Raw genomic sequence first — 20,729 nt, forward strand, 5'->3', positions numbered from 1 at the left:
GCATGACCCATCACATCGACCGCCCGCACCTGGTGGTGATTGGCAACGGCATGGCCGGCTGCCGCGCCGTCGAGGAACTGCTCGCCCGCGATCCGGGTCGCTACCGGGTGACGATCTTCGGCGCCGAGCCGCATGTGAACTACAACCGGATCATGCTCTCCCCGGTGCTCGCCGGCGAGAAGACGTTCGACGAGATCGTGATCAACCCGCGCGACTGGTATGACGGCAACGGCATCGAGCTGGTCGCCGGCGACAGCGTCACCGGGATCGACCGCGCGGCGCGAACCGTCACCGCCGCCAGCGGGCGCACGGTCAGCTATGACAAGCTGCTGATCGCCACCGGTTCGGATCCCTTCATCATCCCGGTGCCGGGCAAGGACCTGCCCGGCGTTATCAGCTTCCGCGACATGAAGGATGTCGACGCGATGCTGGCGGCCGCAGGGAAGGGCGGTGACGCGGTGGTGATCGGCGGCGGCCTGCTCGGGCTCGAGGCGGCGCATGGCCTGACCCTGCGCGGCATGAAGGTCACCGTGCTGCACCTGATGCCGACGCTGATGGAGCGCCAGCTCGACGAAGCGGCGGGCTGGCTGCTCAAGTCCGAGCTGGAATCGCGCGGCCAGACGATCCTGACCGGCGCCGACACCGCCGAGATCCTCGGTACCGATCATGTCGAGGGCGTGAAGCTCAAGGACGGGCGGGTGATCCCGGCCAGCCTGGTGGTGATGGCGGTGGGCATCCGCCCCTCGACCGCGCTTGCCCGCGAGGCCGGGCTGGCGGTGGGCCGCGGCATCCAGGTCGACGATCACATGGTCACCAGCGACGCCAATGTGCTCGCGGTCGGCGAATGCGTCGAGCATGACGGCAATGTCTATGGCCTGGTCGCGCCGCTCTGGGAGATGTGCCGGGCGCTCGCCGACGGGCTGGTCGAGGCACATACCGGCTATCGCGGTTCGGTCACTTCGACCAAGCTCAAGGTCTCGGGCATCGACCTGTTCTCCGCCGGCGACTTCTCGGGCGGCGACGGTGCCGAGGACATCGTCCTGCGCGACGCCAGCCGCGGCATCTACAAGCGCGTGGTGGTCAAGGACGACCGCATCGTCGGCGCCGTCCTCTATGGCGATACCGCCGATGGCAGCTGGTATTTCGATCTGCTCAAGAAGCAGGAGGACATCTCCGATCTCCGCGACCTGCTGATCTTCGGCCAGGCATTTGCCCAGGGAGGTGGGCAGGCGGACCCTAAGGCGGCCGTTGCGGCGCTCTCGGACGATGCCGAGATTTGCGGCTGCAACGGCGTGTCCAAGGGCCAGGTCGTCGCCTGCATCGAGAAGGGCGCGTGCAGCCTCGATGCCGTGCGTGCCGGCTGCAAGGCATCGGCGAGTTGCGGCTCCTGCACCGGGCTGGTCGAGACGCTGCTGGCGGTCACGCTGGGCGACGCAGTCCAGGCCGGGCCCAAGACGATGTGCAAATGCACCAGCTTCGGCCATGACGATGTCCGTCGCGAGATCGTCGCGCAGGGCATGCGGTCGATCCCCGAGGTGATGCAGAAGCTGCACTGGTCGACGCCCGACGGCTGTTCCTCCTGCCGCCCGGCGCTCAACTATTACCTGCTCTGCGCGCTGCCCGGCGACTATCAGGACGACCAGCAGAGCCGCTTCGTCAACGAGCGCATGCACGCCAACATCCAGAAGGACGGCACCTATTCGGTCGTCCCGCGCATGTGGGGCGGCATCACCACCCCGCAGGAGCTGCGCGCGATCGCCGACGTCGTCGAGAAATACGATGCGCCGATGGTCAAGGTTACCGGCGGGCAGCGGCTCGATATCTTCGGGATCAGGAAGGAGGACCTGCCCGCGGTCTGGGCGGACCTCAACGCGGCGGGCATGGTCTCCGGCCACGCCTATGGCAAGGCGCTGCGCACGGTGAAGACCTGTGTCGGCTCCGAATGGTGCCGCTTCGGCACCCAGGATTCGACCGGGCTCGGCGTAAAGCTCGAGCGTGGTTTCTGGGGCAGCTGGATGCCGCACAAGTTCAAGATGGCGGTCTCGGGCTGCCCCAGGAACTGCGCCGAGGCGACGATCAAGGATTTCGGCGTGGTCTGCGTGGACTCCGGGTACGAGCTCCATGTCGGCGGCAATGGCGGCATCCATGTCCGCGCGACCGACCTGCTGGTGAAGGTCGCGACCGAGGAAGAGTCGCTCCATTACGCCGCCGCCTTCGTCCAGCTCTACCGCGAGGAGGCGCGCTATCTCGAACGCACCGCGCCGTGGATCGAGCGGGTCGGACTACAATATGTGAAGGACCGGATCGTCGAGGACGTAGCGGGGCGCGACGCGCTCGCCGCACGTTTCTGGCACTCCCAGACCTTCAGCCAGGACGATCCCTGGGCCGAGCGCGCCGCCGGTCAGGAACGCGAGCAGCACGCGCACATGGCTGCCTTCAACCCCATCCGCGTGGAGGAAATCGCATGATCGGCGAATGGCTCGATATCGGCTGGCTGCAGGAGATCCCGGTGCGCGGCAGCCGTACTGTGCCGGTCGAGGGCGGCGAGGAGATCGCGGTGTTCCGCACCGGCGACGACAAGGTGTTCGCGCTGGTCAATCGCTGTCCGCACAAGGGCGGCCCGCTCAGCCAGGGCATCGTCCATGGCCATAGCGTCGCCTGTCCGCTGCACAATTGGAACATCGCGCTGGCGACTGGCCAGGCGCAGGGCGAGGACAAGGGCTGCACCCCGGTGATCCCGGTGAAGATCAGCGGCGGCCGCGTGCTGATCTGCCGCGCGAGCACGCTGAAGGCGGCGGCATAGCATGACGGCGACCCGCACCACCTGCGCCTATTGCGGCGTCGGCTGCGGGATCGTCGCGACGCGCACCGGCGCGCGCTCGGTCGAGATCAAGGGCGATCCCGAGCATCCCGCCAATCATGGCCGGCTCTGCTCCAAGGGCACGCATCTCGGCGAGACGTTGGGCCTGGAGGGTCGCCTGCTCCACCCGACGATCGGCAAGCGCCGGGCGAACTGGGACAAGGCGCTCGACCTGGTGGCGAAGCGCTTCCGCCAGGCGATCGCCGAGCACGGACCGGACAGCGTCGCCTTCTACGTCTCGGGCCAGCTGCTGACCGAAGACTATTACGTCGCCAACAAGCTGATGAAGGGTTTCATCGGCTCGGGCAATATCGACACTAATTCGCGGCTCTGCATGTCGAGTGCTGTCGCCGGCCATGTCCGGGCGTTCGGCGAGGATGTCGTGCCGGCCAGCTATGACGATCTCGATGCCGCCGACCTGATCATATTGGTCGGCTCGAACACCGCCTGGTGCCACCCGATCGTCTATCAGCGGATCCGCGCACGCTGCGATGCCGGGGCTAAGCTGGTCGTGATCGATCCGCGCCGCACCGAGACCTGCGAGGGAGCCGACCTGCACCTCGCCATCCGTCCGGGCAGCGACGTCGCGCTGATGAACGGGCTGCTCGCCCATTGCCGCGAAGCCGGTCTGGTCGATGAGGCCTATCTCACCGCGAGCGTCAGCGTGCCCGAGAATTTCTGGGACCAGGTTGGAGAGGGAAGCGACCTGTGGTCGGTGGCACGGACATGCGAAGTGCCGGCCGCCGACCTCAGGCGCTTCTATGAGCTGTTCGCCGCGCATCCGCGCACGATCACTTTGTTCAGCCAGGGCATCAACCAGTCGATCCGCGGCACTGACCAGGTCAACGCGATCCTCAACCTGCACCTCGCCACCGGCCGGATCGGCAAGCCGGGCGCGGCGCCCTTCTCGATCACCGGCCAGCCCAATGCGATGGGCGGGCGCGAAGTCGGCGGGCTGGCCTCAAGCCTTGCCTCGCACATGGATTTCGCGCCCGAGAACCGCGCCCGCGTCCAGCGCTTCTGGGCCTCGCCCACGATCGCGCCCAAGCCCGGCCTCAAGGCGGTCGACCTGTTCCGCGCGATGGGTGAGGGGCGGATCAAGGCACTGTGGATCATGGCGACCAACCCGGCGGTCTCGATGCCCGATGCCGGGGCGGTGCGCGAAGCACTGGCCCGCTGCCCCTTCGTCGTCATCTCCGATGTGATCGCCGAGACCGATTGCACCCCCTTCGCCCATGTCCGCCTGCCCGCCACCGGCTGGGGAGAAAAGGACGGTACGGTCACCAACTCCGAGCGCCGGGTCAGCCGCCAGCGCGCCCTGTTCGAGGCACCCGGCGAGGCACGGCCCGACTGGTGGATCATCAAGGAAATCGGCCGCCGCATGGGCTGGCCGGGCGACTTCGCCTATGCCCGGCCTGCCGACATCTTCCGCGAGCATGCGCGCCTTTCCGCCTATCAGAATGACGGCGCCCGGCTGTTCGACCTGGGGGACAAGGTCGCGATCGGCAATGCCGACTATGAGGCGATGGCCCCGTTCCGCTGGGGCGGAGACGCCTTTGCCGATGGACGCTTCCCGACCCCCGATGGCCGCGCGCGGCTGGTGCCGGTCGCCCAGATGCCGCTGCCTGCGCCGCTCGCCAACTGGCCGCTGACGCTCAACACCGGGCGCTACCGCGATCAGTGGCACACGATGACGCGCACGGGCCTCAGCCCCAAGCTTTCGCGCCACCGCGAGGAGCCCCTGGTCGAGGTTCATCCCGAGGATGCCGCTGCCCAGGGCCTGGAGGATGGCGGCCTCGCCCGCGTCTCGACGCCGCAGGGCGCGAGCCTGTTCCGTGTCCAGTTCAGCACCGGCCAGCGCCGGGGCGAGATCTTCACGCCGATCCACTGGACCGATCGGCAATCCACCGGAGGCCGCACCGGCCTGCTCCCGCGTCCGCTGGTCGATCCGCATTCCGGCCAGCCCGGCTTCAAATCGACGCCCGCGAAGATCGAGGCGGTCGCTCCCGCCTGGCGCGGCTTCCTGATCACTACCGAAGCAATGGACCGCCCGGATTGCCTTTGGGCCACCCGCGTCTCGGTGCCCGGCGGCACGCTATACGAGTTGGCTGGCGACGGCGATGCGCAGGCGATTGAAGCGAAGCTGCCGCGCGGCGAGCGGATCGAGAGCTTCGACCGTGCACGCGGATCGCACCGGGTCGCGGTGATGCGTGACGGCCGGCTGGTCGCGGCGCTGTTCCGCACCGAACGCGGGCTCCTGCCCAAGCGCGAATGGCTGGTCGAACAGCTTGGCCAGGCTGCCACCGCAGCCTTGCTCGCCGGCGCGCCGCCGGGCGCGCGCGAGGATCGCGGGCCGATCATCTGCCTGTGCTTCGATGTCGGCCTCAAGACAATCGTCGCGGCGATCGGCAGCCAGCAGCTCACTACGGTCGAGGCGGTGGGCGCGGCACTGTCGGCGGGCACCAATTGCGGTTCGTGCCGGCCCGCGATCCGCCGGATCCTCGACGAAAACAGGAGTGCCGCCAATGGATGAGTTTCTTCCGGGCGAAGTCTGGCTTGTCGGTGCCGGACCGGGCGATCCCGATCTGCTCACCCGCAAGGCGGAGCGGCTGCTGCGCGGCGCGAGCGTGGTCTTCTATGACGCGCTGGTCGGCCCCGGCGTGCTGGCGCTGATCCCCGAACATGTGCGCCGCGTGCCCGTCGGCAAGCGATCGGGCCGGCATTCGAAGGATCAGGGCACGATCGATGCGCTGCTCGTCGAGGCCGCGCTGGACGGCGAGAAGGTGGTGCGTTTGAAGGGCGGCGATCCCTCGGTCTTCGGCCGCTCGACCGAGGAGATCACGGCGCTGGCCGCTGTCGGCGTTCGCGCACAAATCTGTCCCGGCATCACTGCGGCGAGCGCGGCGGCGGCCTCGGCCGGCATCTCGCTGTCGCTGCGTGGCCTGGCGCGCCGCGTCCAGTTCGTCACCGCGCATGTCCGGGCCGGCGAGAAGCTGGCGCTCGACTGGGCGGCGCTCGCCGATCCCGCCGCAACGACGGCCTTCTATATGGGGCGCGGTGCCGCAGGTGAGATCAGCCGCCAGCTGGTCGCGGCGGGACTGGACCGGGCGACGCCGGTGCTGATCGCCTGCGACATCAGCCTGCCGGGCGAACGGCTGCTCCACACCCGGCTCGACCTGCTGCCGATCGCTGCCGCGGCAATCGCGGAGGACAAGCCGACCCTGCTTCTGGTAGGCGCGGCGGTGGCGAGCACCGGCGGTCAGTCGGCTGCGATGCTGGCGGAGCGAGCGCAGTGAAGCATGTCCGGGTTCCGGTCGATGCGCGTGTGCCTTGTGGCGCCGCGCTGCGGTTCGATGCCGCCCAGGCGATCCTCGCCGCGGTTGCCCGGCCGCTGGGCACGGAACGCGTGTCGCTATCCAGGGCGGGCAGGCGCGTGCTCGCCGAACAGGTCCGCGCGGCGATGGACATCCCGGCGCGGGATCTTTCTGCGATGGACGGCTTTGCGGTGCGCGAGGCTGATCTCGCCGTCGGCCGGCGGCGATTTGCCGTGATCGGCGCTGCCTATCCGGGCGCGCCTTTTCATGGAGCGATCGCGCCCGGCGAGGCGGTGCGGATCATGACCGGCGCGCTGATGCCCGCCGGCGCCGACCGAGTGTTGATGCGCGAACTCGTCAGCGCCGAAGCTTCGATCGCCACGCTCGACGGCGCGGTTCCCGCCAAGCCCCATGTCCGGTTGCGCGGATCGGACACGATGGCCGGAGCCGTCGTGCTGCCGGCCCGCAAGCTCCTCGATCCACGCGCGCTTGTGGTTGCTGCCGCGGCCGACGCAGCGGAACTGACCGTCTGGCGCGCGCCGCGCGTCCGTGTGATCGCGACCGGCGATGAACTGGTGCCCGCCGGCGAGGCGCAGGCGAGCGGTGGCATCCCCGACAGTCTTTCCGAAGCCGTGCTGCTGATGGCGCGCCAATGGGGCGCCAGGCCGCTCGGCGCCGTGCAGGTGCGTGACGACGCAGCGCTGCTCGCCGCCGCGGCCGAAACTGCGCTGGCGGATGCCGATGTCCTTGTCCTGTGCGGCGGGGCCTCGCGTGGGGATCGAGACTTCGCCAGGTCGGCGCTCCTGCCGCTGGGCCTCGAGCTGCTGTTTGCCGATGTCGCGATCAAGCCGGGCAAGCCCGTCTGGCTCGGGCGGATCGGCACCAGGCTGGTGCTCGGCCTGCCGGGAAACCCGACCGCGGCGATGACGGTCGCACGCCTGTTCCTTGCACCGCTGCTCGCCGGACTGGGCGGTCGTGGCGTGCAGGCGGCGCTTCGCTGGGAAAGTCTGCCGTTGACGGAGGATATGGAAGCCAATGGCGACCGCGAAGCCTTTCTGTGCGCCGAGCGGGCCGATGCGGGCGTGCAGGTGATCGCGGCCCAATCTGCCTCGGCCCAGTCCATGCTCGCGCGGGCCGACATGCTGGTCCGCCGCTTGCCGGGGGATCCGGCGTTGGCGGTCGGCAGCACAGTGTCCTTCCTCCGATTCTGATTTTGTTGTTATTGCGACGCGTTCGCGATAATGCGCGCGCGTGTATTCACCCAAACGCTCATTGTCGGAGCGGTCCGGCGCCGTCACCCTGACCCTGCTGCTGACGGCCGCGCCGCTCGGGGCGGTTCTCGCGCTGTTCGCCGCGCCGATGCCGCAGACCGCCAGCACCCGCGCGATGCGGATCTTCGACGTTTCCGCCGAAAGCATCGCACCCGAACCCGAGCCTGATTCCGAATCTGCAATCCGATCTGTCGTGCAGCCGGAGATTTCCGCACCTTCTCCCGTGCCGGTGGTTGCTCCGAAGCCGGTGCGGCCGGTGGAAGTCGCATTGGGGCCGCCGGTGACGCTCGCCGTCGCAGGGCCTATCCAGGCAGCGCCTGCCGCAGCCGAGAACGCGGCGCGCCCGGCATCCACCGGCGCGGAGAGTAGTCGTGCAGCCAAGCCGACCGAACGCCGCGAGGAGGCCGACCAATATGGCCGCGCCGTATTCCGCGAGATCCGGGCGCGGCAGAGCTATCCGGCCGAGCTGGCACGCGCGGGGCTTACCGGTACGGTGGTGGTGGAACTGAAGGTCTCGTCCCGCGGCCGGGTCTATGCGGTTGTCGCGATATCCTCCGAGAATGCGGCGCTCGATCGCCTGGCGCTGGCGCAGGTGCAGGCCACGCTTCTCCCCCCGCCACCGCGAGGGGAGCCGCGCGTCTTCCGCATCCCGATGACCTATCGTTCGCGCTGAGGCTCACAGCATCTCGAGAAACGCCACGAGTGCGGCGCGTTCCTCGGCGGTGAGCGCCACTTTCTTCAGCTGCGGGTCGGGCTGGGGTGGCGGCGCCTTGGTGGTCGCGCTCTGCACCTTGCGATCGACCCCGCCGCCCGCGGCATAGAGGTTCACCACCCCGGCCAGGGTGGGGAAGATGCCGTTGTGCATATAGGGCCCGGTCCGCCGCAGCGCGCGGAGCGAGGGCGTGCGGAACCGGCCGACATCGATCGCGTCGTGCGTCACGCCGTAGCGGCCGACATCCTCCAGCCGGCGTCCGTAGAAGCTGATGCCGAGATTGTGGAACTTCTGGTCGGTCAGCAGCGGTCCGTTATGGCAGTTCGCGCAGCGCGCCTTGGTCCGGAACAGGTGCAGGCCGAGCAGTTGCTGGTCGGTCATCGACGCGGTGCCGCGGGTGAACACCCGGTCCCACGGGCTCTGTGGCGGGCGCAGCGTCCGCTCGAAGCTGGCGATCGCGGCGGCGATATCGGTCATGCGGATCCGCTTGACGCCATAGGCTTCCTTGAAGGCGTCGCGATAGGCCTTGTCGCTGTTGATCCAGTGCTCGACCTGCCCCGGCCTGGCCGCCATCTCGACCAGGTTCGGGATCGGCTGCAGCGCCTGGTGCTCCAGCGTCGGGCTGCGTCCGTCCCAGAACAGGCTATTCATGAAACCCGCGGTGAACAGGCTCATCGCGTTGCGCTGGCCGCGCTGGCGATCATGCCCGAACGACGTCTTCAGCCCGTCGCCGAACCCCAGCTCGCGGGCATGGCAGGATGCGCAGGCGAACTGTCCCGATGCCGAGAGCCGCGGTTCGTCGAACAGCCGCGCGCCCAGCGCGACCCGCTCGGCGTCGATGCCGGCGGGGCGCTGGGCCGGGGGCAGGGGGCCGAACTCGACGAACTCCACCCCCGGATCCACTTCTGCGCCGGGCCAGGTCGAGACCGGCCCGGCATAGGCCCGGCGCAGGTCGAGCGGCTCCGCGTCCTGCCGGAACGCCGCTGCCGTCAGGAACAGCAGCGTCGATCCCAGCAGGGCAAAACGGGAAACCCGTTCCATGCGCATCAGAACTTGTACGACAGGCCGAACCAGGCCGAGCGGCCGGTTTGGTAGGGATTCGAAGTCAGGGCGTAGTCCTGCATCGGAACGCGGTTGAGCAGGTTCGAAATGCGCGCATCGAGCGTCAGCGTGCCGAGCCTGCTGCGGATCACCTCCAGCTGCGCGTTGAGGTTCATGTCGAGGCTGGCGCGGTAGTGCCTGAGCGCCACCACGTCATAGCTGACCCCGTTGATCGTCTGGTTCACCCCCGAATCCTCGATCCGGTCGAACCCGTTGCGGAAGCGCGCATTGACGTTGGTGGTCAGCCGGTCGTCGAGCCAGCGCCCTGTCCAGGTCATGTTGGCGATGAACGGCGAGGCGAATTCCAGCCGCTGGTTCTGGTCGAGGATCGACAGCGCCGAGACCAGCTGGCCATTATAGACGTACATCACGTCCGCATCCTCGACATTGTCGCTCGTCAGCAGATAGTCGGTGTTGCTGGTATAGGCCTTCGAATAGTTCACGTTCGCCGCGATGCTGTGCTTGCCGAAGGCGCGGGTCCATTCGAGCGAGCCGCCCCGGTAGCGGCTGCGGCCGTCATTGTTCGGCGTGTAGAGCGTGTAGGTCGTCGTTGCCCCGGTCTCGAGCGTGCCGGTCACCCGCGTCGCCACCGAGCGCGAGAACTCGTCCTTCGCCCAGCGGAACACCCCCTTGAGGCGCACCGTGCCGCCCAGCACCTTGCCGGTCACCGCTCCGGTCAGCTCGTCCGAATAGGGCGTCTTGAGGTCGGCATTGGCGTAGCTCGTCGAATGGGTGGTGCTGTAGAGCGTCCAGCCGCTGTCCGAATAGGTCAGCCGCCCGCCCGAGCTGACCCCGTTGCGGCGATAGATGAAGTTGTCGGGATATTGCTCGCGCAGCGCATAGGCGAGCATCGAGCGGCCATAATAGCGATTGGCGCCGCCGGTGAGCGACCAGCCCTTCCACAGGTCGACAGTAGCCGACAGGCGCGGCGCGAAATTGTGGTTCCCGAGGAAACTCTCATAGTCGTAGCGCACGCCGCCGCGCAGATCGACCGGCCCTGCCTTCACCGAATATTCCGCCCAGCCAGCGATGCTGTCGAGCTCGACCTCGGCGCGATAGGCGCGATATTCGCTATACTGGCCCAGCGCATATTGCCCCGTCGCGCAGAGCAGGCTCTCGCCGCTGGCGCAGACGATGTTGGTGCCGCTGGTCGCGCGCGAATAGGCATAGTTGGTCTCGGGCCGGCTGCGCATCGCGGTGATCCGCTGATAGTCCACGCCGCCGCGCAGCTCGCCCGGGCCGATGTCGCGCGCCGCGGTGAAGCTGAGCCCGAAATTGTCCTGCCACTGGTCGACATTGCCGAAGCCGCCGATCGTGCAGTTGGCGCTGCTGCACACCGCGCCGTTGGTACTGGTCGAGGGGATCGAATAATTGTTCGCCGAGGCGGTGCGCCCGGAATCATTGTGGCTGAACCGCGCCTTCAGCGTCCAGCGCGTGCTTCCGCTGTTCTCGAGCTGGAATTGCCCGGCAAGGCCACCGCCCTTCGAAGTGACGAGATTGTCGATGCCGTTGTCCGCCGAGGATTCGCTCTCATAGGGCGAATAGGTGAACTGCGCCGTCAGCTTCAGACTGGGTGACAGGTCGGCCACGCCGCGCAGCATGATGTTGTCGCTCACGCTGCTCTGTCCGTAGGAAGAGCCGCCATAGGCGGCGGCGCGATAATAGGTCACGTCTGCGCGCGAGCGATTGGCCGCGATCAGGAAGGCGACATCCTCCGAGACCGGTACGTCGACACTGGCGCCAAACCGCCATTTGCGGAAGCTCGGCCGGTCGGGCAGCGCGGCGCCGTTCAGCGCGGCGCGCGAGGCGTCGGAGATGCGATAGTCGACCAGCTCGTCGGAGGTGAAGCTGACCGTGGCCGAGCCGCCGAACTTGTGCCGGGGATCGCGGGTGCGGATATCCAGCGCGCCGCCCGTGAAGCGGCCGAATTCGGCCGAGACGTTGGAATCGCGCACTACGATCTCGCCGACCAGGTTGGAATCGAGCCACAGATTTTGCGCCGAATTGCCTGCGGGCTCGGCGAAGTGCTGCGGGTTGTCCTGGGTGATGTCGAGCCGGCTATTGGCATCGATGCCGTCGATGGTGATGAGATTGTCGTAGATCCGCCCGCCGGAGATCGAGATGTCGGCGGGGCGCAGGTCCTGCAGATCCTCGCGCGATGCCCGGCCCTCGGCGCGGTCGAACTGCACCGTCGGCAGCGCCTTGAGCAGCTGGTTCACATCGCCCGAGCCCGGCGCGCGCGCCTTGATCTCCTGCTCGCGGATGATCGTGGTGCCGGTGTCGTTGCCCGGTTGCAGCTCATAGCTCGGTGCGGCCTTCTCGCCCTCCGCCACGGTTTCCGGCAGCGCCTCCGCCTGCTGTGCCTGAGCAGTGCCGGCCGAGAGCAGGCCGAAGGTGATGGCGGCGAGGGAGGCGGAGAGACGAAGATGCATTGCGGACCCCTTTTGGTTTTAGGGGCCGCGCAATAGCAGCTGAAATTGCTAATGCAAACGATTCGCAATATAAGTTGAGCGGAAGGCGTCGCCAGCCGATGCGCCCGTCAGCTCATGCCGCAACGAACCTTTCGAGGAATGCCTGGTGCGCCGGCATCTGCGCCACCGTCTGCGTGATGTCGGCCTTGAGCTTGCCGAGCGCCCCCTGCAGCTCGCCCTCCACGATCATCCGGCCCATATGGTGATGGCTTCGCGGCTCGAGCCGCTGGCCCAGCATCACCTGCACCCAGCTGTCGACACGGAACAGGTCGTCCGATGCCTGCCAGGCGATCGCCCCGTCGCGGAACGCCGCGATCCGCTCCTCGAGCGAGTCCGGGATGTCCATCGTCCGGCAATGTTCCCAGAAGCCGCCATCCGCGCGCTCGTTCAGCCGGTAATGGAGGATGATGAAGTCGCGGATCCGCTCGATCTCGGTGCGGCTCAATGCGTTGAACCGCTCCGCCACGCCTTCGCTCACCCCGCCGAACGGGAAGAGCTGTACCAGCCGGGTGATCGCGATCATGATCAGGTGGATGCTGGTCGATTCCAGCGGCTCGACAAAGCCGCTGGCCAGGCCGAGCGCCACGACATTCTTGTCCCACACCTTGCGCCGGCGCCCGGCCTTGAAGCGGATCAGCCGCGGCTCGATCAGCTTCTCGCCTTCGATCCGCGCATCGAGCAGCGCGCGGGCGGTCTCGTCGTCGAGAAAGTCCTTCGCATAGACCAGCCCATTGCCCACCCGGTGCTGCAGCGGGATGCGCCATTGCCATCCCGCCTGGTGCGCGGTCGCGCGGGTATAGGGAACCGCCGGGCCGACCGAGGCGGTCTGCACCGCGAGCGCGCTGTCGGTGGGCAGCCAATGGCCCCAGTCCTCATAGCCGGCATGCAGCGCCTGCTCGATCAGCAGCCCGCGAAAGCCGGTGCAGTCGATGAACAGGTCGCCTTCGATCCGATCGCCGGAGGCAAGCTTGAGCGCGGTGACGAAGCCGGTTTCGGGATGCTGCTCGACCGTCTCGATCTTGCCCTCGATCCGCTCCACCCCCAGCGGCTCGGCGAACTTGCGCAGGAAGCGCGCATAGAGCCCGGCATCGAGGTGATAGGCATAGTTGATATGCCCCTGCTCGGGGATGGCGAAGCGCTCGGCCTTGGCCGCCTGCAGCTCGAAGCAATAATCGCCCAGCTCGCCACCCCAGCCTTCCTCGCGCGCATGCAGCCAGAAATGGTGGAAGTCGCCCATCCAGTTCGATTTGCCGAGCTGGCCGAAGCTGTGGATGTAGCGATCGCCTTCGCGCGCCCAGTCCTCGAACAATATGCCCAGCTTGAAGGTGGAGAGCGTATCGCGCAGGAACGCCTTCTCGTCGATGCCGAGCAGGTCGTGGAAGGTGCGGGCGGTCGGGATGGTGCTTTCGCCGACGCCGATCGTGCCGATCTCGTCGCTTTCCACCAGCGTGATCTCGAGCAGCGGCCCGAGCAGCTTGGCGAGCGCCGCCGCGGCGATCCAGCCTGCGGTGCCGCCACCCGCGATAACGACGCGCCGCACCGGTGCCTGGTCCATCTCGTCCCCCTAGCGATTGAGCTTGTTGATCAATTGGGCGCGCAGCCGCCGCGCCGATGTCGCGTCGATCGGCGCGAGCGGGCCCTGCGCATGCGCCGGCAGATGCGCCGCGGCCTGGCCTGCGGGCCCGAAGACATAATAGTCGAACATCGCCTTCCACGCGGCCTTCTCGGCATCCGGACGGTCGCGCAGGCTCAGCAAGGCGTGGAGCAGCGTGGTCTGCGGCGTGTCGAGGAATGCCGGCGCCTCGTTCCACCAGTAATTGACCAGGATGTTGAAGCGCCCGAGCGCCTCGACATGATGCCACCATAGCGCCGGGTAGAAGAGCAGGTCGCCCGGCTCCAGCTCGGCCACCTGCGCACTGGCCATCGCGTCGCGGAAGCGCGGATGCGCGGCGAAGTCCGGATCGGCGAAGTCGACCATCGAGATCACCTGCCCGCCGGGCGTCGGCTCCAGCGGGCCGGGATAGAGATTGGCGATCTGCTCGGGCGGGAACAGGGTGAAGCGGCGCTTGCCCGCGGCGCAGATCGCCATGTTGTGCGACATGTCGTGATGCGCGTGGGCGGTGGTCCGCGTGCCGATCCAGATGCTCGCGAGCACGCCATGCGCGAACATCGGATCGTCCAGCGGCAGGTCGTTCTCGGCGCGGAAGCCGGGCAGGTACCGGTCGAGGTCGGTCGAGCCGATATAGAAGCTGGCGGGGGAGGGCGCGTCCAGCTGCGCGCGGATCCGCTCCAGGAAATCGGCCATGCCGACCCGGGCGCCCTCGAAATTGAAGCCGGTCAGCCCGGCATTGTAATGGAAGCGTCCGCCGATCTCGGGCGCGCCCGTGAAGCCCACCACCGGCTGGCCGGAATCGAAGCGCTCGACATAGGCGATCGCGGCTTCGTCGGACTTGCGTGCGGCGGCGACCAGGGGCCAGTCCCTCGCGATGCCGCGCAGGATGGTCGGCGCCTGCGCCGCCAGCAGTTCGGCATAGGGAATGGCGTCCAGCGCGACGCCGGTCCGCTCGCGGACCCTCGGCGCGCTGGCGGCGAGGACGTTCACGCCCCGCCCAGTGCGTTCTTGCGCTCGATCAGGCTCGAAATGTTGCCGAGCGAGGCGGCGAGCAGGAAAGCCGCACCGAGATGCCCGGCGCGGTTGAGCTGGTCGAGCGCATCGGGGCCCAGCGCGGCGAGCTTCTCGGCGGAGAGGACTTCATGGTCCGAGATCACATAGCGCCGTTCCTCGTCGAGCATCAGCTCGAGCGCGACCGGCTGGATCAGTCCCAGCGCGTCGAAGGCGGCGTACATCGGCCCGGCATCGGCCATGCCGACATGGATCGCGCCGAGCACCCGGCCGAGATGGTCGAGCATCCGGCTCTGCCCGCCCTGGGGCAGGAACAGCGGCTCGCCGTCCGCGGCATTCACGCGCGGATCGTCCAGGTCGATCTGGATCACCGGCGCGCCGCCATCGGCGTTGAGCCCGATCAGGAACGGGCCACGCTGCAGGATCAGCGGGATATGGCGGCTGGTCCAGCGCTCGCCGTCGAGGAACAGATTTTCGTCGCGGTCGAGCCCGAGCAGGGCGACGGCCTGCAGCCCTTCGGCGGGATCGCGCTGGAACAGGATCGGGAAGTCACGCTGCGCTTCGCCGAATTCGGTGGGGAAGACGAGCGCCCGGTTGACCGCCTCGCCATAAGCGGCGCCGTGGCGGAGCGCGACGCGGAGATCGGCATGGGCGACATTGTCGAGCGCGACCGGTCGGGACATCGGGAAATCCAGCTTGTTGGCGGCCAGCATGGCGCAAAGCGCGGCCGGTCTCAATCAGAGAGAAAGGGGCCGCCGCACATGGCGGCAGCCCCAGTTCCCCCTCTTAACGTCGTGTCCGATCAGAACTTGAAGCGGGCGCCGAGCAGGAAGCGCCGGTCGAGCTCCTGCGCGAACCAGAGCTGCTTCTCGTTGCGGGCATAGGTCCGCACCGAGGTCTCGGTCAGGTTGATGCCCTCGAGCGTCAGCGCGATGTTCGGCGTGAACTCGTAGCTGATCGTGGCATCGAGCTGGCCGAACGGCGCGGTGAACTCGGGGTTGCGCGAGCCCTGGCGGTTGATCCCCGAGAGGAACTTGTCGCGCCAGTTATAGGCCACGCGGGCCGAGAGGCCGTGCTTTTCGTAGATCAGCGTGCCGCTGAACGTGTCCGACAGGCCGAGCAGCGCGAACTGATCCTGCGAGGGATCGGCCCCGATGTTGAAGCCCACGTCGCCGCGCACCAGCGTATAGGCTGCCGCGATGCCGAAGCCCGTCGAGCCGAGGAAATACTGGCCGGCGAGCTCGACGCCGTAGATCTCGGCGTCCTTGTTGTTGATCGGCTGCGTCACCTGGAACTGGTAGAGCGGATCGCTGGCGATGCCGTTCAGGTCATAGGTGTTGTTGATCGTCTTGACGAAATTGTCGTCGAGCGAGCGCGTTGCCGGGTTGTAGTTGGCGTTGAACTGCGCGGTCGCGGCCGCCACCGATCCCGTTGCCTGGATCAGCGCCGACATGACGAACAGGTTCACGTCGCTGACATCGGCGCCGAGACCGCCAAGCGCGGCCTTGGCCGAGCCCGAACGGCTGCCCGCCGCGCCCGAGCTCGGGTCGCGAAGCCCGAACAGCGAGGAGGTGAACTGGCCGTTGCCGATGAAGTTGCGCACGCGCTTGTCGAAGAACGCGACCGAGATGTAGCTGTCCGGCTTGAAATACCATTCCAGCGACGCGTCGAAGTTATCCGATTCCAGCGGACGCAGCCGGGCGTTGCCGACCGAGGCGGTGGCGATGCCGCCATTGTTGATCGGGCGCGGCGGGCCGCCCACCGTGGTCGCCGTGTAGAGGTTGTTGTAGTTCGGCCGGGCGATCGTCTTGCTGTACGACAGGCGGCCGATCAGGTTCTTGGCGAACTCGACCTGGAAGTCGACCTGCGGCAGCAGGTTGCTGTAGCTGCCGCCGTCGGTGACGAACTGGGTCTGGTTCGAGATCGACACAGTGAAGTCGTTGTCCGACACCCAGGCGATGCCCGACGGGATGGCTTCCAGCGACGTCGTGGTCGACTTGGTGTGCTCGTAGCGGATGCCCGCGACGAGGCGTGCCGGCGCACCGCCCAGCTCACCCTTCCAGGTCAGCTGGCCATAGGCCGCCCAGATCTCTTCCTTGACCCGGTTGTCCTGGCTGCTGGTGACGCCCACGGCCTTGCCCTGGCTCGCATAATAGGGCGACAGGATCGAGTAGATGTCCGAGGCCACGCCGCGGAAGGCCACCTGCGATTCCGGATCGCCGCCGGGGTTGAACTTGTGGAACTTGCACTCGAGGCAGAAAGCCTGGAGCGCGCCCGGCGCGCGCGCCTGCACGTCGCCCGGGTTGTTGATGCCCCAGTCGCCCAGCGTCTGCTGCGTGGCGCGGAAGGTCTGGTGCATGTCGGTGGTGCGATAGTTGCCGCCGAAGTCGAAGCGGCTCTCCTCGCCCAGGTCCCAGCCGAAGTCGGCGCGCAGTTCCTTCACCTTCTGCTGCTGCGTCGAGCGATAGGTGCGGCCGACCTGCGAACCGACGTCATTCACGTCGAGCGGGCCCGCGGCACCGAAGGTGATGTCCTGGCGCGGAATGCCGCTCGAATAGTCGACCGAGTGCGACGCGACGACGTTGGCGCCCATGCCGACCAGCGTCGAGCTGACGCCGTTGGGATTGTCCGGCGTGCTCGACGAGGTCGAGATATGGCCGTCCAGCTTCAGCCCGAAATTGCTGGCGAACTGCCATTCGAGGTTGAGGCCGTAATCCTCCAGCTTGCCCTTCTGCGCGCGCGACTGGGCCTCGAAGCCCTCGTCCTTCTGGCCGTTGATCGTCTCGTGCAGATACTGCGCGGTGGCGACGGTGGTGTTGCCGTCGAAGGTCACCACGTCGAACGGGCGGCTGAACCAGTTGGAGAGGTCCGAACGCGTCTCCTTCTGCTTGTTCTGCGCATAGAGCGCGTCGGCGGTGATCGTCAGCGCGTCGGTCGGCCTGAACTGGACGACCGCCTGGCCGTTGATGCGCTCGCGCGTGCCCTCGGCATAGTGGTAGCGGCTGTCGTTCGGGATCGCGACCAGCTGGTTGGGGTTGGTCGGCGCGTTGTTGACCACGGTGCAGGTCGGCGTCGGCGTCGTAGTGCCGGCCGGGCAGGCGCCGCCCGAGCGGGCGAAGCCGCCGGTCAGGAAGGTGCTGTACGGAACGATGTTCCAGTCGTTCGAGGTCGCCGCGATCGAAGTGTAGTTGCGCTTCTGGTAGCTGCCGAACAGCATCACGCCGAAGCGCTGGTCCGGATCGCTCCAGCTGACCACGCCCGAGAATTCCGGAGTGACCTTCGAGCCGCAGTCGATGCAGTCGTTGACGCTGGTGTCATAGACCGCCTTGGCGCCGATGCTGCCGTTGAGGCCGCTCTTGTTGTCGTCGAGCGGCTTGCGCGAGACGACGTTGATCGTCGCGCCGATGCCGCCCGAGGGAACCGCCGCGCGGCCGGTCTTGTAGACCTCCAGCGTGCGCACGCCTTCGGTCGCCAGGTTCGAGAAGTCGAACGAGCGCGAGGTGCCCTGCGCGCCGTCGGCATTCTGGTCGCCGCCGACCACCGAGACCGCCGCCGTCGCCAGCTGGCGGCCGTTCAGCGTCACCATGTTGTAGGTCGGGCCGAAGCCGCGGACGGTGACCTGCGAGCCTTCGCCGTTGGTGCGGTTGATCGACACACCCGGGATGCGTTGCAGCGATTCCGCCAGGTTGGTGTCGGGGAACTTGCCGATGTCCTCGGCCGAGATCGCGTCGACGATGCCCGGCGCCTCGCGCTTGATCTGGATCGAGCGCTCGAGGCTGGCGCGGATGCCGGTGACGACGATAGCGCCGTCATCCTGGGCGTCCTGGCCGCCGGTGTCCGCGGTCTGCGCCGCGCTGACAGCGTTGTCGGCCTGCGCACGGGCGAAGCTGGGCATGGCAAGGCCGGCGGCCATGGCGAAGATGGATGCAGAACGCGCAAGTATAGGTGTGCGCTTGAAGCTAGTCATAACCCCTCCTCTAAGCGCCACTTTCCGGGCGCGACTTTTTATTTATTTCGGGCGAGCGAAGTGCCTCCCTGATGTTATCGCTATCATCGGTTTTCCGTCTGTCAATTGGACCATGTCGATTGGAAGCGGTTCCAAATTCGGATTGATGCAAACTGTTGCCCGGCTGCGACAGGATGCGGTGCAGCATCGCAGGAAAACGGTCGCGGGATCGTCGGCGGAGGCAGGTTTCCGGCCCGGATCAGGGAGATCGGCAGGGCCCCGAGTCGGAGAGCTATGTTGGCGTTTCCCCGATCCCGCTTCCCCGGCGAAAGCCGGGGCCCAGGGTAATGGAGCGACACCCCTTGTGACCCTGGGCCCCGGCTTTCGCCGGGGAGCAGTCGGGATGGGAGCTCAACAGCGGCGCCTTAGTCGTGAAAGCGCGCCCATTCCCCAATCGGCGCGCGTTCGACCGGAAACTGGTTGAGCGGCGAATCGGGATCGCGAAAGCCGATCGCCATGCCGGTGAACAACATCTGCTCTTCGGGCAGGCCCAGGAAATCGCGCACCGTCGCATGATGCGCCGACCAGGCCTCCTGCGCGCAGCTGTCGAGCCCGGCTTCGCGCAGGAGCAGCATCAGCGTCTGCAGGAACATCCCGCAATCGGACCATTGCGGCGGCCCGTGATCGCGGCGGAGGGTGCAGAACAACCCCACCGGCGCGCCGAAGAACTGCCAGTTGCCGGCGAACCAGCGCAGCCGCGCCGGCTTGTCCTCGCGCGGAATGCCCAGGCCCGCATACATCGCCTCGCCCACCTGGAAGCGGCGGCTGCGATAGGGTTCGCCGAGCGGGGAGGGGTAGACGGCATAGTCGGGCGGATCGCCGAACGGCGCCTCGGCCAGCCGTGCGCGCATGATCGCCTTGAGCCGGTCCATCGCGCCACCCGATACGACATGGACATGCCAGGGCTGGAGATTGCCACCCGAAGGCGCCCGCCCGGCGCGTTCGATCAGATCGCGCAGCAGGTCGAGATCGACCGGCTTGTCGAGAAACGCCCGCACCGAACGGCGGGTAGCGACGGCTTCGCTGACGTTCATGGTTGCCCTTTCGAACCTCCGTCACCCCGGCCTTGAGCCGGGGTCCCGCTTCTTCCCGCAACCACAAGGATAGCGGGACTCCGGCTCAGGCCCAGGGTGACGACGATCAAAGCGACCGCCCGATCACTTCCTTCATGATCTCGTTCGTCCCGCCATAGATCCGCGACACCCGGGCATCGCGCCAGAGCCGCGCGATCGGATACTCGTTCATATAGCCGGCACCGCCATGCAGCTGCAGCGCCGCGTCGCACACCTCGCCCTGCAGATCGGTGTGCCACAGCTTCGCCGCGGAAGCCTCCACCGCGGTCAGCTCGCCGGCGACGTGCCGCCGGATCGCCCAGTCGAGATGCGCCCAGCCGACCTGCAGCTTGCTCGCCAGGTCGGCCAGCACGAAGCGCGTGTTCTGGAAATCGAACACGGTCCTGCCGAACGCCTTGCGATCCTTGACGAAGGCCAGCGCCTCGTCGAACGCGCGCTGCGCCGCCGCCTGTGCGCCCACCGCGATCGACAGCCGCTCCTGGGGCAGCTGGTTCATAAGGTACGCGAAGCCGCGCCCTTCCTCGCCCAGGCAATTGGTGATCGGCACCCGGACATCGTTGAAGAACAGCTCGGACGTGTCGGCCGAATGCTGGCCGATCTTGTCGAGGTTGCGCCCGCGCGCAAACCCCTCGCGGCTGGCCTCGACCAGGATCAGCGAAATGCCCTTCGCTCCCGCCTCGGGATCGGTCTTGGCGACGACGATGATCAGGTCGGCGTTCTGGCCATTGGTGATATAGGTCTTGGAGCCGTTGACGACATAATGGTTGCCGTCCTTGCGCGCAGTGGTCTTAACGCCTTGCAGGTCCGATCCCGCGCCCGGCTCGGTCATCGCGATCGCGGTGACGACCTCGCCCGAGATCATCCCCGGCAGCCATTGCTGCTTCTGCTCCTCCGATCCGTAATGGAGAATATAGTCGGCAACGATATCCGATTGCAGCGTGATGCCCGCCGACGAGCCCGACCAGGCCAGTTCCTCGCCGATCACGGCGTTATAGCCGAAGTCGAGGCCCAGCCCGCCATATTCCACGGGCATGGTCGGGCAGAGCAGCCCGGCCTCGCCGCAATCGCGCCAGAACTGGCGATCGACGATGCCCTCCTCCTCCCAGCGCTCCAGGTTCGGCGTCAGCTTGGCGTCGAAGAACCTGCGCACCTGATCGCGAAACAGCGCCTGTTGCTCGTCATAGGCGGTGCGCCCGTTGGTGTTCAGCACATCCCGTCTCCCTTATGTTTTTGTCAGGCTGTTCAACCTTCAGTCAGCCCCTCTCGCAAGCGCTACGGGTTCCCTCGGCCATTGAATG

General features: G+C 67.4%; 14 protein-coding genes. 6 read left to right on the forward strand and 8 right to left on the reverse strand.

The window, feature by feature from the left end:
- Window positions 1-2: 2 nt before the first annotated feature.
- The 6 genes from nirB (at window position 3) to O3305_RS20480 (ending at window position 8,118) form a co-directional block, all read left to right on the forward strand.
- Window positions 3-2,468, forward strand: a complete 2,466-nt coding sequence (nirB, locus tag O3305_RS20455) for a nitrite reductase large subunit NirB (RefSeq protein ID WP_269574185.1) — start codon at window positions 3-5, stop codon at window positions 2,466-2,468.
- Complete coding sequence (nirD, locus tag O3305_RS20460) at window positions 2,465-2,803, forward strand: nitrite reductase small subunit NirD (RefSeq protein ID WP_269574186.1); 339 nt, start codon at window positions 2,465-2,467, stop codon at window positions 2,801-2,803. Before nirB ends, nirD begins: the two co-directional genes overlap by 4 nt.
- 1 nt (window position 2,804) lies before the next feature.
- A complete protein-coding gene (locus tag O3305_RS20465) occupies window positions 2,805-5,393 on the forward strand; it encodes a nitrate reductase (RefSeq protein WP_269574187.1) in 2,589 nt (862 codons plus the stop codon).
- Entirely contained in the window at window positions 5,386-6,156 is a 771-nt protein-coding gene (cobA, locus tag O3305_RS20470) for a uroporphyrinogen-III C-methyltransferase (protein WP_269574188.1), read from the forward strand. The genes O3305_RS20465 and cobA overlap by 8 nt, the downstream gene beginning before the upstream one ends.
- Window positions 6,153-7,385, forward strand: a complete 1,233-nt coding sequence (locus tag O3305_RS20475) for a molybdopterin molybdotransferase MoeA (RefSeq protein ID WP_269574189.1) — start codon at window positions 6,153-6,155, stop codon at window positions 7,383-7,385. The genes cobA and O3305_RS20475 overlap by 4 nt, the downstream gene beginning before the upstream one ends.
- A gap of 61 nt (window positions 7,386-7,446) precedes the next feature.
- The gene (locus tag O3305_RS20480; protein ID WP_269574190.1) at window positions 7,447-8,118 is read left to right on the forward strand and encodes a TonB family protein; all 672 of its coding nucleotides are present in this window, start codon (window positions 7,447-7,449) and stop codon (window positions 8,116-8,118) included.
- A 3-nt stretch (window positions 8,119-8,121) separates the two neighbouring features.
- Here the strand turns inward: O3305_RS20480 and O3305_RS20485 are convergent, their stop codons facing one another.
- The 8 genes from O3305_RS20485 to O3305_RS20520 all read right to left on the reverse strand — a co-directional run bounded on the left by O3305_RS20485 (window position 8,122) and on the right by O3305_RS20520 (window position 20,641).
- Window positions 8,122-9,198, reverse strand: a complete 1,077-nt coding sequence (locus tag O3305_RS20485; protein WP_269574191.1) for a cytochrome-c peroxidase — start codon at window positions 9,196-9,198, stop codon at window positions 8,122-8,124.
- Between the two features lie 5 nt (window positions 9,199-9,203).
- The gene (locus tag O3305_RS20490) at window positions 9,204-11,690 is read right to left on the reverse strand and encodes a TonB-dependent receptor plug domain-containing protein (protein WP_269574192.1); all 2,487 of its coding nucleotides are present in this window, start codon (window positions 11,688-11,690) and stop codon (window positions 9,204-9,206) included.
- Window positions 11,691-11,802: 112 nt separating this feature from the next.
- Window positions 11,803-13,284, reverse strand: a complete 1,482-nt coding sequence (locus O3305_RS20495; RefSeq protein WP_269574193.1) for a tryptophan halogenase family protein — start codon at window positions 13,282-13,284, stop codon at window positions 11,803-11,805.
- Between the two features lie 9 nt (window positions 13,285-13,293).
- On the reverse strand, window positions 13,294-14,331 hold the full coding sequence (locus O3305_RS20500; RefSeq protein WP_269574194.1) for a cupin-like domain-containing protein: 1,038 nt from the start codon (window positions 14,329-14,331) through the stop codon (window positions 13,294-13,296).
- Window positions 14,328-15,035, reverse strand: coding sequence for a SapC family protein (locus tag O3305_RS20505; RefSeq protein WP_269574195.1), 708 nt, complete (start codon window positions 15,033-15,035; stop codon window positions 14,328-14,330). Before O3305_RS20505 ends, O3305_RS20500 begins: the two co-directional genes overlap by 4 nt.
- A 119-nt stretch (window positions 15,036-15,154) precedes the next feature.
- Window positions 15,155-18,265, reverse strand: a complete 3,111-nt coding sequence (locus O3305_RS20510) for a TonB-dependent receptor (RefSeq protein ID WP_269574196.1) — start codon at window positions 18,263-18,265, stop codon at window positions 15,155-15,157.
- Window positions 18,266-18,723: 458 nt separating this feature from the next.
- A complete protein-coding gene (locus tag O3305_RS20515) occupies window positions 18,724-19,392 on the reverse strand; it encodes a nitroreductase (protein ID WP_269574197.1) in 669 nt (222 codons plus the stop codon).
- A gap of 106 nt (window positions 19,393-19,498) precedes the next feature.
- Window positions 19,499-20,641 carry an acyl-CoA dehydrogenase family protein gene (locus tag O3305_RS20520; RefSeq protein WP_269574198.1) on the reverse strand — a complete coding sequence of 381 codons (1,143 nt, stop codon included), beginning with the start codon at window positions 20,639-20,641 and terminating at the stop codon, window positions 19,499-19,501.
- Between the last annotated feature and the right edge of the window lie 88 nt (window positions 20,642-20,729).

Origin of the sequence: Sphingomonas sp. NIBR02145 (genome assembly GCF_027359115.1) — a bacterium.
Taxonomy (GTDB): Bacteria; Pseudomonadota; Alphaproteobacteria; order Sphingomonadales; family Sphingomonadaceae; genus Sphingomonas; species Sphingomonas kyeonggiensis_A.

What these genes read in the sequence shown, in the direction of transcription:
- nirB (WP_269574185.1), top strand. Translation starts at nt 3, where the DNA reads ATGACCCATCACATCGACCGCCCGCACCTGGTGGTGATTGGCAACGGC.
- nirD (WP_269574186.1), top strand. Translation starts at nt 2,465, where the DNA reads ATGATCGGCGAATGGCTCGATATCGGCTGGCTGCAGGAGATCCCGGTG.
- O3305_RS20465 (WP_269574187.1), top strand. Translation starts at nt 2,805, where the DNA reads ATGACGGCGACCCGCACCACCTGCGCCTATTGCGGCGTCGGCTGCGGG.
- cobA (WP_269574188.1), top strand. Translation starts at nt 5,386, where the DNA reads ATGGATGAGTTTCTTCCGGGCGAAGTCTGGCTTGTCGGTGCCGGACCG.
- O3305_RS20485 (WP_269574191.1), bottom strand. Translation starts at nt 9,198, where the DNA reads ATGGAACGGGTTTCCCGTTTTGCCCTGCTGGGATCGACGCTGCTGTTC.
- O3305_RS20490 (WP_269574192.1), bottom strand. Translation starts at nt 11,690, where the DNA reads ATGCATCTTCGTCTCTCCGCCTCCCTCGCCGCCATCACCTTCGGCCTG.
- O3305_RS20495 (WP_269574193.1), bottom strand. Translation starts at nt 13,284, where the DNA reads ATGGACCAGGCACCGGTGCGGCGCGTCGTTATCGCGGGTGGCGGCACC.
- O3305_RS20505 (WP_269574195.1), bottom strand. Translation starts at nt 15,035, where the DNA reads ATGTCCCGACCGGTCGCGCTCGACAATGTCGCCCATGCCGATCTCCGC.
- O3305_RS20510 (WP_269574196.1), bottom strand. Translation starts at nt 18,265, where the DNA reads ATGGCCGCCGGCCTTGCCATGCCCAGCTTCGCCCGTGCGCAGGCCGAC.
- O3305_RS20515 (WP_269574197.1), bottom strand. Translation starts at nt 19,392, where the DNA reads ATGAACGTCAGCGAAGCCGTCGCTACCCGCCGTTCGGTGCGGGCGTTT.